Origin of the sequence: Moraxella sp. ZY210820, assembly GCF_030674635.1 — a bacterium.
Taxonomy (GTDB): domain Bacteria; phylum Pseudomonadota; class Gammaproteobacteria; order Pseudomonadales; family Moraxellaceae; genus Acinetobacter.
The window spans coordinates 945,522-955,937 of the sequence record NZ_CP089978.1; the positions used below are offsets into that span (position 1 = coordinate 945,522).

Below are 10,416 nucleotides of genomic sequence, written 5' to 3' on the forward strand. Positions count from 1 at the left end.
GTTATCTCGATATAAAAATGATGATAGAATGAACTATCATCATGTGATATGTGGGGAAATGGTTATTCGCCCACGTATGTATGTTCAAAATGAAGTCGTATTAGGATTGATTTTCGCTTACATACATCTTAATTGCACTACGCAAATCTTGTTCCATTTGTGATGTTAATTCATTACGATGCCCATCAAAAATACGTCCTTTTAATTCACGTGTCATACGGTGCATACTAGTCATCATCATATCATAGCCTGTTACTGCATCATAATGTGGTAGTGTAAGGAAAAAGACAACCGCATTAATCGGTTCATTTACCATTGTATTAATATCGAATGGTTCTGTTGTGCCATCATAAGTACGTTTTGCTAATGAGAACATATGGTAAAAATCGCCATTTTCATCTTGATGATAACGATGGAAATAATTTTCTTCACCAAAACGTAAACCGTAACGGTCTAAAATCTTTAAGAAGCGGTCGCCTTTTAAATCATGGTCATCTAAATAAACATAAAACTCCATGACTTGTTCGGCATATTCTTCACTTTCGTCATCATCTTGATTATCTAAGTTAGCAATCAATAATTCACTATCCCCTTGAAATTTTTCAATTTCTTTGACTTCAATATCAGGGTTAAGTTGTAAGATTTCAGGTTTATGTTCGGTTTCAGTTTGTTCTGTTGCTATTACAGTGGGTGCTTCATCAGTAATATTTTCATTTTTACTTTCTATTGGGTGAACAAATGGCTCATCATCAGTCTGACGATTGACTATAGGTTCAACAGAAGTTGTAGTTGAAGTGTTTTGGATGTCTTTATGTTCTTCATCTTGTTGGCTAATATTTTCCTGTTCTGCTTGTGCTTCGGCGAGTTGATGACGTACATGACGTGGAATTACAGGTTGTGAAGTATGTGGGTCGATGTGTAATTCACTATCTAATGACAATGCCTTTGAGTCTCGATTACGGAACAATGCCTTGCCCAGTAAAATAAAACTACAAATCACCATGATAGCGGCTATGATATATAGCACGATAGATAAGAAAGTGTACATTAGACTTGCTCCAACATAAGACCGAATTCTTTTGCTTGTTCAATATTAACCGCAACCAATTTTGAAGTTCCTGCTTCTGGCATGGTTACACCCAATAAATCTGTTGCCATTGTCATCGCCAATTTATTGTGGGTAATATAAATAAATTGTACTTGTTGCGATAATTCTGTGACTAAATTACAAAAACGTTGTACATTGGCATCATCAAGCGGGGCATCAACTTCATCTAGCACACAAAATGGTGCAGGATTTAAGCGGAAAATAGCAAATACCAATGCCAACGCTGTGAGTGCTTTTTCACCTCCAGATAATAAAGCCAATGAGCTGTTACGTTTACCCGGTGGGCGTGCCATTAATTTTACGCCTGATTGCCAATCATCTTCAAGTGTTAAACTGGCTTCGCCACCATTAAAAACTTTAGGAAATAATACTTGTAATTCACGATTAATTTTATCAAAAGTATTCATGAATAAACTTTTGGTTTCTTGGTCTATACTTTTCATTGCTTCACGCAATTGTGTAACAGTAGTTTCCACATCGCTGATTTGATGACTTAATTCATTATGACGTTGCATAATGTCTTGATATTCTTCTGACGCAATTAAATTAACCGCACCTATTTTATCAAATTTTTCTTGTTTTTCCACTAATTGTGTTTGATGTTGTGCAATATCGATGCTTAAACCTAAAATTGCTTGAGCGTTTAGATGATGTAATTGCTCTTGCTGATGTTCAATATCTGATTTAACACTTTGCCATGCCAAGCGTTTATCTTCAAGTTTTTGACGTAAATCTTCATCTTGTTGTTGTAATTTTTGGCGTAATTCGGTGCGTTGTTGCTGTTTTTGTTGAGCGATATTTAAATCATCTTGCCACACTTGCCATGTACTTTGTAGTTCAACCGTAAGTTTTGCTTGATTATCAAGCTGTTGTTGTAAACTTGGTAACTCCATTTGTAAGGGCAATAATGTACTTTGCAACTGCTGATATTGTGTAGCTTGTTGTTGCACTTGTTTGCTTAAAAAACCATAATCTTTTTCAAGTAATTCAATATCTTGTTTGCATTGCATTTGCTCTGCTTTTTTTGCTTGTAAGGTTGCAGATTGTTGCTCTAATAGCTGTTGTATATCTTCAAGCTGTTGCTCTAAATCATCAAGCAATAATTGTTTTGCTTGTAAATTAGGCATCAGTTGCTCTAATTTACTTTCAATCGCTTGTGTGTCAATTTGCCAATCATCTAATTGTAATAAATCATCGGCTAATTGTTGTTCAATTTGCTGATATTGTTCAGTTAGTTGTTGTTGCTGTGCTTGATTGGCGTGTTGCTGACTTTGCAATTTTACAATATCTAAATCAAGCTGTTTGAGCTGTTGCTCGATGTGTTTATGTTGATGTTTAAATTGCTGTATGTGTTGCTTATGTTGCTCAATTAAAGTGTTTTGTTGTTGATAATCAACATCAACTTGTTGTAATTGTTGCTCTAAATTTTTAATTAATTGTTCAACTTCTTGCAAGCGGATACGATGACTAAAAATCCCTTGTCCTGTTTGGCTTGGTTCATCATACAAAAGGGCAATTTGCCAATCCATGCCCAATAAATAGCCATCTAAAGTTAAAATTTGCTGTTCGGCTTGTAGTAAATGTTGTAGTGCAATCGCATCAGCATACTGTTCAATGATAATAATACGCTTAAAAAATTGCCATTGTGGTGCTTTAATCCAAGTCGCTAAGGTCGGATAAGTTTGTAGTTGTTCGTGCCAAGTATTTGATGTTCTATCATCAGAATTTACACAAATTTGTCGTGCGACATCAGATTTAAATGCGTGTGTTTCTGCGATAATATCAGCGTGTAACCAATCAGCAAGTACTTTTTCAATTAAACTTGCATGGTTTTTAGCGGGTTCAGTCAGCTCTAACTGCATAAATAAATGTTGATGATTTGCCGTTTGTGCCGATGTTTTAACCAATAATTGTTGCAAGTGGTTTTGTTCAGCTTGCAAAATTTTAATTTCGGCTTGAATTTGCTGGCGTTGTTGTTGAACCTGTTGATATTGTTGTTGTTGCTGTTCGTACTGTTGTTCAGCATGAGTGGACTGCTCAAGTAATTGATTTAATTGATGTTGTAATTGTTGTTGCTGTTGTAAATAGTCGCTTAATGTTTCATTATCAACTTGTTTAGCAAGTTGCTGACGTTGTGAAAGTAGCGTTTCTTGCTGTTGCTGTAAACGCTGACAATTTTTTTGTAACTGTTGCTGTTGTACCAATAATTGCTGTTGTTGTTGCTGATATTGCTCAACTTGTTGTTTATATTGATTAAATTCTGCTTGTTGCTGTTGTTGTTGATGTTTTACATCTTGTAATTGTTGTTGTGTATTTTGCCATGCCTGTTGAGCAATTAGACTTTGCTCATTACCATGTTCAGCTTGCTCATGTAGTTGTTCAAGTTGTAATTCAAGTAATTTGACTTTTTCAATATCTTGTTCTTTGTGTTGTTCGATATTGATGATTTGTTGCTGTGTTTGTTCAAATAAATTACGTTTTTGCACCACTTGGGCAGTTAATTCTGCCAAGCGTTTTTCTGCATTTTTCCATTCGTCTTGTAATGGGGCGGATTGTTCTAACAAGTTTTGAAAGGCATTTTGCTCATGTTGAAATTCGGCTTCAATTTTATGTAATTCAACACGCAAGTCCTTAAATACATCGCTTAAACTCGTAAGCTCATGTTGATATTGGGTTTGACGTTGCTGATTTTGCTCAAGTTGATAAGATAATAATTCTACTTTTAACGTATGAATTTCATTTTCTAATTGTTTATATTGCAGTGCAGTTTTAACTTGACGTTCTAGGGCTTTTAATTGTTTTTCAAGTTCGTTATCAATATCATGTAAACGAGCTAAATTATGTTCAGCTTGTTCTAAATGTTGTAAGGTTTCTTTACGGCGTGCTTGATAACGTGATACGCCTGCTGCTTCTTCAATAAATACACGCATTTCATCAGGTTTTGCATCGACTAAACGGCTAATCATACCTTGTTCAATCACAGCATACGAGCGAGGCCCTAAACCTGTGCCTAAGAAAATATCGGTAATATCTTTACGACGACAGCGAGTGCCGTTTAAAAAATATTCAGACTTGCCATCACGAGTAACTTGGCGGCGGACGGCTAACTCAGTATAAGCATTGTAAGCACCACCCAATTTCCCATAAGTATTATCAAAACGTAATTCTACACTTGCCATACCCACAGGTTTGCGTTGAGCTGTTCCTGTAAAAATCACATCCTGCATTGAGCCACCACGCAATTGACGTGCTGATGATTCACCCATCACCCAACGAATCGCGTCAATGACATTGGATTTACCACAACCATTTGGACCAACCACCGCCGTGCGGTTGTCTTTAAAATGTAAAGTGGTACTATCTGCAAAGGATTTAAATCCAGATAATTTTAAACTACTTAAACGCATAGAATATTCAATATTAACAAGAAATTGTTACAAATCATAAAAAAGTGAAATTATAACATTTACCACATAAAAAATCTGTATAATATTAGCATTTTCTAGTGATTAAAAAATAGTATGTACATCAACTTACATGGTGATTTACCTGCAATACGGCTTAAATATCATGCACGAGCCAAGTATTTAAAACTCAAAATTCAACACCAAACGATTGAATTGGTGTCTCCACCTTATGTTGATGAAAAAACGATTTTATCATTTTTACACGCTCAACAAGCATGGTTATTAGAAGAATGGCAACCAATTCAGCCTGTGCAAAGTTTAAACTTGTTTAATAATCATACGCAACAGCAACAAAAAATTCATGTTGAAATGTTAGAGAATTGTAAATATTTATATCAATATCAGCAAAATTGTTTGATTGTTGATAAGGCTCGGCATGATTTGGCGATTAAAACTTTTATCCAGCGTTATGCCAAAATTCATCTTCCGCCTTATTTAATGCAAATTGCACACGAGATGGGCATTAAGGTTAATAAAATATCAATTCGCCATGCTAAAACTCGTTGGGGAAGTTGTAATCAACGGCAGGATATTATGCTCAATGCTTATTTGGTGTGTTGTCCGCAAACATTAATTCGTTATGTGTGTATTCATGAATTGGCACATATTGTGCATTTTAATCATAGTCCGCAATTTTGGGCATTTGTTGAGCAATTTGATGGTTATTATAAACAACATCAACAAGCATTAAAACAGATACAAATTCCATTTTAATTGAGATGATTTTATATAATTATGCTAAAATGATAGATACTTTATGACTAAATTAGGTGATATAGCTGATGGGTGCAATTATTTTCTTCTTATTATTTTTTGTACTGATTTTAGGTTCAATTGTTATACGCAATCGTATTATTATGCATTTCAATGCGACTCAACGTGCATGGGCTGATGTTATTTCATATGAACGTCAAAAAATTCATACTTTAGAACAATTACAACATATTGTAGAGCAATATAGTCAATTTGAGCAAAGTACGCTGACTCAAGTGATTGCATTACGCCAAAATATTGCTAATTTAAATGTCAATGACAGCCAACAAATTCATCAAATTGAAGTAATGAGCCGTGAGTTAATGAAAAGTTTAAATGTGGTTATTGAAAATTATCCTGAATTGAAAAGTAATGAATTGTATATGCAAATGATGAAAAATATTGATGAGCAAAATAATAATGTATCGGCAGGGATTACTATTTTTAATCGTAATGTTGAATGGTTTAATAATTATATCCAAATTTTCCCCAATAATTGGATTAATACCATTTTTACGGGTAAAAAAGCTTTACGTCCATTTCAAGATGCTCAAGCTCAACAGCAATTTAATTATAAACCCAAATTTCATTAAATTAGAATAATTGTCATGGTTAACATTTTGATTATACTTGATTTTTATAAAATTTTCTTTGTTTATAAACGTTTAATGCACCTTCATAAGCTAAAATCAATACAGCAAACCAAATTGCTACGTAAGTAAACCATTCCTGTCCACTAATGCTTTCACCTAAGATTAATGATGCCATGGCTAATAAAACAGGTTCAACATAACTCAGTAACCCAAATAAACTAAAACTTAATAAACGACTGGCTAGTAAATAACTCCCTAAACCGATAGCACTTAATAAACCAAAACCAAGCATAATCGGTAAAAATGAAACTTGTTCTACGATTCGCCCTAAATCTGATGTACTGATAAAATATAGTGCAATAGGTAAAATAATGACAATATCCCAGAAAAAACCGCCTAAATTATTCGTACCAATTTTAGTGCGTAACCAAAAATAAGCAGAATAGCCGATTGCCACTAAACAAGTTTCCCATGCAATGTGTCCCACTCGCCAAATTTCATGTCCTACACCTACGCAAGCACAACATACGGCAAATATTTGTAGTCTTGATAATTGTTCTTTTAAAAATACACGTCCAATTAATACCATGACGAGTGGGAGTAAAAAATATCCTAAAGAGACTTGTAATCCTCGTCCCATCACAGGTCCCCACATAAATAACCATAATTGGGAACAGCCTAAAATTGATGTGAGTATTAATAAGGGAATGATTTTAGGCTCATGTTTAATGCGTTGATATAATTGTTTAATGTGTTGAATATCACCACTTAATTTTGCAAATAGCCAAATAAAGGGTAAAGTCATCAGCATTCGCCAACCGAAAACTTGATAACTATCTAAGCCTGTAAGTAATTGACTATATAGATATAATAATGCAAAAATACAAGATGCAATGAGTGATAAAACAACACCTTTAACCATATTGATTAATCCGAGTTTTTGTGATGGGTTGTTGATGAGCTTTCACAAATACGGCGTAATTCTGCTAGAGTATTTAACTCTTCTTCACTAAATTGTTCACTTAGTTCAGTTTGCTGATAGGTTGGGTCGAGCATTGATAATCGTTGGCACATGACATCTAAACGCTGTTCTGTGGTTTGAATACGCTCCATTAAAATACGAATACCAATAATCATTGGGTCAGATTGGTCTTGACTGGTAGCATAGGCTTGGAATTGTTCTGATGTACTATCAGCAGATAATTTTGGTTTATCCTGTTGATTTTTATAAATATAACGTGCGGGGTTGCCTACGGCTGTTGTTTGTTCAGGTACAGGTTTAGTAACAACTGCATTTGAGCCAATTTTTGCATTTTTACCAACCGTAAAAGGTCCTAAAATTTTTGCACCTGCACCTACGACAACGCCGTCTTCTAAAGTTGGGTGACGTTTACCTTTATTCCATGTTGTCCCGCCTAAAGTTACACCGTGATAAAGTGTAACATCATCGCCAATTTCGGCTGTTTCACCAATCACAACCCCCATACCATGATCAATAAAAAAGCGTTTACCGATTTTTGCACCGGGGTGAATTTCAATGCCTGTCGCAAAACGGCTAAATGATGATAATAAACGAGCTGAGCCTTTATATTCTTTTTGCCAAAGTTGATGAGCAATGCGGTGCATAATTAAGGCGTGAATGCCGGGATAAGTCGTTAAAACTTCTAATGTGTTACGAGCAGCAGGGTCTCGTGCAAAAACGGCTTGTACATCTTCTTTAATCTGTTTGAATTGCTTGAACATAGTGATTACCTTTATTTTGTGTTTTTTGATGATGGATTTGGTGCTTGCCATTGTCCATTTTTCAAGGCTTGTACACGGCTAAAAATACCTCTTAACAGTTGATATTCCATACGGTCTAAATGTATGCGTCCAAATAATCGGCGTAAACGTAAGGGCAATAGGCGTGGATTATCTGGGTCTAAGAAATCAATATCGACTAACATTTGCTCTAAATGTGGGTAAAATTGGTGCATTTGTTGTTGCGTAACTAAAGGCTCGTCCCAATAATCGGCTTGTGCAATGGGCTGTTGTTCTAAAGTTGCCATACGCAATTCATAACACACGATTTGAATTGCTTGAGCGACATTGAGTACGCCATAATCATCATTGGTTGGAATAGTGAGATGATGTGTGGCTAAGGCCAATTCTTCGTTGGTTAAACCTCTATCTTCACGTCCAAAAATGATAGCAGTTTGATGGTGGGGCATACGTTGGCACTGCTGATTAATCATGTGTGCGGCTTGCCGTGCTGTAACCAATTGCCAAGCGATATGGCGACTTCTAGCACTTGTTGCAAAAACCCAATGACAATCAGCAATGGCTTGTTCTAAACGCTCAACTACTTGAATTTGTGGAATTAAATCTTTAGCACCTGCTGAAAGTGCTTCAATATCAGGGTGGGGGAAATATTTTGGGGCGACCAAAACCAGTTGGTTTAATCCCATCGTTTTCATTGCTCTTAATGCACTTCCGATATTGGCAGGAAGGGTCGTATTAACCATGACAATTTTAATTGAATGCAACATAAAAATGATAAATAAAATCAATGCTTAAAAATATAGCACATTATAGGGGAAATAGGCATGGAATGAAATAGATTATAATGTCATTCTTAACTCAAATTTAGATTATTTTTTATACAATAACTCAAATTGTAATGGCGGATTCCCTAAATTGCGATTTAGAACAAAACAAAAGTTATGAGCTAAGATTTTTGGGATACATCGATGAGATAAATGCCATTTATTTAACAATCAGGCGATGGCAGATGTAATGAAGGATTTTTATACCAAAAATCCTAATGAGATGGATATTGTTAAATTTTTTGGTTCGGTAAAATAACACTTGTTTTAATAGTTTTTTTATTTTAGAATGGGTAGAAATTTAAATTTTAGGAGACAGTTATGTCAAATTATGCTTGGTTGTGTGAGTATGGTAGTTCTGCTGTAGCAAATACTTATGGTATTGTTATTCAGACGGAAGACTATGATGGTGTAGAGCGTTTTTGGCTTGAACGCAAAGAATCACTTGGAGAGCTGAATGATGCAGAACAAAAAAAGTTAGAAAGTCTGCAGCAGCAGAGTTATAAATTTGTAAATGCTTGGAGAGAGAGTTTATTGATAATTTGCCAATAAAATTATTTAAAAAACCTGATATGGATTCTGTGAATCTTCCGACAAATAATGAAGTTTTTTTTTAAATTACCAACGGATATTTAATAATTAATGAAAAACTATACGATGTTATTTCCCAATTCAATCTAGGCAAAACCCATTTTAGTCAAGTGTATATTTATGACATAGAAACCAAAGAACAGCTTTCTGATGTGCCTTATTATTTTGTGAACATTGCAGAAAAGTTTGAGTTTTTAAATTCAAATGAAAGTAAAGGCATTAGAGCAAGTCGTTATAATCCAGAAGAACCATTAAGGTATATGTGGGGAGCTGAAGATGATGATATTGTATTATTAGAGCAAGTCCAAAATATAGACATTGATTTATGGCATGATAAGAATTTAAATGATTCTTTGTTCTTTTCTGCTAGATTAGCACAAGCCTTATTTAAGGCTGGCTTTACCCAAAAAGAATTAGGCTTAATTCGTTGTGTTGTTCAATAATTTTTTTATTTAATTTTATAGGAGTTTATTATGTTAGGTTTTCAAGTTCATCATATTTTTCCAAAAAGACACTAAACCCATAAAAATAACACTTGTTTTTATGGGTTTGTTGTTTTAAAATAGAGAAATTTAGATTTTAGGAGACGGTTATGTCAAATTATGCTTGGTTGTATGAGTATCGTAGCTTTTCCATAGCGAATACTTATGGAATTGTGGTGAAAACAGTTGAATTTGATGGCTCAGAAATTTTTTTTCTTGAAGAGAAAAAAAAATATGATACACTAGATTCTTTGGAAGAAAGTAAGTTGGAGTTGTTAGACAAGATACATCTAAACTTTGATGACATTTGGCATGATTATGAGTATTTGGAATATTTACCAACTAAACTATTTAAAGAGCCTGATATAAATTATAGTAATTTACCAAAAGAAAACGAAATATTCTTTAGAATTACCAACGGATATTTAATAATTAATGAAAAACTATACGATGTTATTTCTAAATTCAATCTAGGCAAAACTCATTTTAGTCAAGTTTATATTTATGACATTGAGACCAAAGAACAGCTTTCCGATGTGCCTTATTATTTTGTGAACATTGCAGAGAAGTTTGAGTTTTTGGATGTGGAGAATAGTCAGGGTATTGAAGCTAATTTTTACCAACCAGAACACCCAGTTCGTTCTATTGGAGAACCGAAAGATGATGATATTAAATTATCTTTAAGTGCAGAAAAATTTAACTTAGATTTGTGGCATGACCCAAAATTAAGAGATTCTTTATTCTTGTCTGATAGATTGACACAAGCCTTATTTAAAGCAGGATTTACCCAAAAAGAACTGGGTTTAATTCGTTGTGTTGTTAAATAATTTTTTTAAA

General features: G+C 34.2%; 10 protein-coding genes and 1 pseudogene. 5 read left to right on the plus strand and 6 right to left on the minus strand.

The features are described from left to right. Nucleotides 1-100: 100 nt before the first annotated feature. Both LU301_RS04810 and smc read right to left on the minus strand, forming a co-directional pair. Nucleotides 101-1,048, minus strand: a complete 948-nt coding sequence (locus LU301_RS04810) for a cell division protein ZipA C-terminal FtsZ-binding domain-containing protein (RefSeq protein ID WP_305273231.1) — start codon at nt 1,046-1,048, stop codon at nt 101-103. Then, entirely contained in the window at nt 1,048-4,515 is a 3,468-nt protein-coding gene (smc, locus tag LU301_RS04815) for a chromosome segregation protein SMC (RefSeq protein WP_305273233.1), read from the minus strand. The genes LU301_RS04810 and smc overlap by 1 nt, the downstream gene beginning before the upstream one ends. A gap of 114 nt (nt 4,516-4,629) precedes the next feature. Here smc and LU301_RS04820 point away from each other — a divergent pair, with 114 nt between their 5' ends. Together LU301_RS04820 and LU301_RS04825 are read left to right on the plus strand one after the other, a co-directional pair. Then, nucleotides 4,630-5,289, plus strand: coding sequence for a M48 family metallopeptidase (locus LU301_RS04820; protein WP_305273236.1), 660 nt, complete (start codon nt 4,630-4,632; stop codon nt 5,287-5,289). A 68-nt stretch (nt 5,290-5,357) separates the two neighbouring features. Then, nucleotides 5,358-5,921: a LemA family protein gene (locus tag LU301_RS04825; protein ID WP_305273237.1), complete on the plus strand. Its 564-nt coding sequence runs from the start codon at nt 5,358-5,360 to the stop codon at nt 5,919-5,921. A gap of 31 nt (nt 5,922-5,952) precedes the next feature. On the opposite strand, the gene rarD is transcribed toward LU301_RS04825, so the two are convergent. From rarD to LU301_RS04845, 4 genes and pseudogenes are all read right to left on the minus strand, one after another. Continuing rightward, nucleotides 5,953-6,843 (minus strand): EamA family transporter RarD, encoded by an 891-nt coding sequence (rarD, locus tag LU301_RS04830; RefSeq protein ID WP_305273240.1) that lies wholly within the window; start codon nt 6,841-6,843, stop codon nt 5,953-5,955. A 5-nt stretch (nt 6,844-6,848) separates the two neighbouring features. Next, nucleotides 6,849-7,664 carry a serine O-acetyltransferase gene (gene cysE, locus LU301_RS04835; protein WP_305273243.1) on the minus strand — a complete coding sequence of 272 codons (816 nt, stop codon included), beginning with the start codon at nt 7,662-7,664 and terminating at the stop codon, nt 6,849-6,851. A gap of 11 nt (nt 7,665-7,675) precedes the next feature. Continuing rightward, nucleotides 7,676-8,449, minus strand: coding sequence for an RNA methyltransferase (locus tag LU301_RS04840; protein ID WP_305273245.1), 774 nt, complete (start codon nt 8,447-8,449; stop codon nt 7,676-7,678). Nucleotides 8,450-8,551: 102 nt separating this feature from the next. Further along, nucleotides 8,552-8,665, minus strand: a pseudogene (locus LU301_RS04845) (IS982 family transposase); the annotation flags it as partial. Nucleotides 8,666-8,827: 162 nt separating this feature from the next. On the opposite strand from LU301_RS04845, the gene LU301_RS04850 reads away from it, so the two are divergent. From LU301_RS04850 to LU301_RS04860, 3 genes are all read left to right on the plus strand, one after another. Further along, on the plus strand, nt 8,828-9,058 hold the full coding sequence (locus LU301_RS04850) for a hypothetical protein (RefSeq protein WP_305273247.1): 231 nt from the start codon (nt 8,828-8,830) through the stop codon (nt 9,056-9,058). A 149-nt stretch (nt 9,059-9,207) separates the two neighbouring features. Next, the gene (locus LU301_RS04855; protein WP_305273249.1) at nt 9,208-9,540 is read left to right on the plus strand and encodes a hypothetical protein; all 333 of its coding nucleotides are present in this window, start codon (nt 9,208-9,210) and stop codon (nt 9,538-9,540) included. Between the two features lie 149 nt (nt 9,541-9,689). Next, a complete protein-coding gene (locus LU301_RS04860) occupies nt 9,690-10,406 on the plus strand; it encodes an imm11 family protein (RefSeq protein ID WP_305273250.1) in 717 nt (238 codons plus the stop codon). Nucleotides 10,407-10,416: the final 10 nt, after the last annotated feature.

What these genes read in the sequence shown, in the direction of transcription:
- LU301_RS04850 (WP_305273247.1), top strand. Translation starts at nt 8,828, where the DNA reads ATGTCAAATTATGCTTGGTTGTGTGAGTATGGTAGTTCTGCTGTAGCA.
- smc (WP_305273233.1), bottom strand. Translation starts at nt 4,515, where the DNA reads ATGCGTTTAAGTAGTTTAAAATTATCTGGATTTAAATCCTTTGCAGAT.
- LU301_RS04810 (WP_305273231.1), bottom strand. Translation starts at nt 1,048, where the DNA reads ATGTACACTTTCTTATCTATCGTGCTATATATCATAGCCGCTATCATG.
- LU301_RS04860 (WP_305273250.1), top strand. Translation starts at nt 9,690, where the DNA reads ATGTCAAATTATGCTTGGTTGTATGAGTATCGTAGCTTTTCCATAGCG.
- LU301_RS04820 (WP_305273236.1), top strand. Translation starts at nt 4,630, where the DNA reads ATGTACATCAACTTACATGGTGATTTACCTGCAATACGGCTTAAATAT.
- cysE (WP_305273243.1), bottom strand. Translation starts at nt 7,664, where the DNA reads ATGTTCAAGCAATTCAAACAGATTAAAGAAGATGTACAAGCCGTTTTT.
- rarD (WP_305273240.1), bottom strand. Translation starts at nt 6,843, where the DNA reads ATGGTTAAAGGTGTTGTTTTATCACTCATTGCATCTTGTATTTTTGCA.
- LU301_RS04825 (WP_305273237.1), top strand. Translation starts at nt 5,358, where the DNA reads ATGGGTGCAATTATTTTCTTCTTATTATTTTTTGTACTGATTTTAGGT.
- LU301_RS04840 (WP_305273245.1), bottom strand. Translation starts at nt 8,449, where the DNA reads ATGTTGCATTCAATTAAAATTGTCATGGTTAATACGACCCTTCCTGCC.